This window comes from Pseudonocardia nigra, assembly GCF_019396355.1.
In the GTDB taxonomy this organism is placed as follows: Bacteria; Actinomycetota; Actinomycetes; order Mycobacteriales; family Pseudonocardiaceae; genus Pseudonocardia; species Pseudonocardia nigra.
Window position 1 is genome coordinate 1 of record NZ_JAHKRK010000562.1, and the last position, 678, is coordinate 678.

A 678-nucleotide genomic window follows, 5' to 3' on the forward strand; every position below is an offset into this window, starting at 1 on the left:
AACGACGATACTGTGGACACGAGCGCGACCCCCGGGACGATCTTCGGCTTCAACACCTGAAAGATCACCAGGGGTCGCGCTCCCCTCACACCGGCCCCTCAAACGAGTCCACCACCAGGGGCAAAACGGACATCAGACCCAAACGGCAAGAACGCCGGGGCCCTGGGTGCGCACCCACCTCGCCGGCACGCACACCGTCGTTAGCAAGGACCACTGGCCGGGCGCCCGGCGGCGGGAGGCCCGTCAGCAGCGGGTCGTCGACGAGCTGCTCGCCGCCGGCCGCAGCGTCGTCGTCGACAACACCAACCCCTCCCCCGCCGACCGGGCCCCGCTGATCGCGCTCGCGCGCCGGCACCGGGCGGCCGTCCGCGCCGTGCACGTGGACGTGCCACTCGAGGTGTGCCTGGAGCGGAACGCCGCGCGGGAAGGGCGGTCCCGGGTGCCGCTGGTGGGCGTGCTCGCCACCGGCAAGCGGCTGGTCCCACCGTCAGCCGACGAGGGGTTCGACCGGGTCGACGTGGTGCGCCCGGCCGATCCGTGAGACCGCCCTCAGCTTGATCTTTAACCTCCGGGGTGCGACACCAGCTCGGAGACCCCGGTTGATCATGAGTGCAGCCCTTGGTTGATCATGCTTCTGTCCAAGGAAGAAGATCAACACAAGGGCTGCGGTGGACAGTG

The 678-nt window shown here is 69.5% G+C and carries 1 protein-coding gene; it reads left to right on the top strand.

Going from position 1 to position 678, the window contains the following annotated elements:
- Positions 1 to 166 precede the first annotated feature (166 nt).
- Positions 167 to 541 (top strand): AAA family ATPase, encoded by a 375-nt coding sequence (locus tag KME75_RS45535; protein WP_219420698.1) that lies wholly within the window; start codon positions 167 to 169, stop codon positions 539 to 541.
- Positions 542 to 678 lie beyond the last annotated feature (137 nt).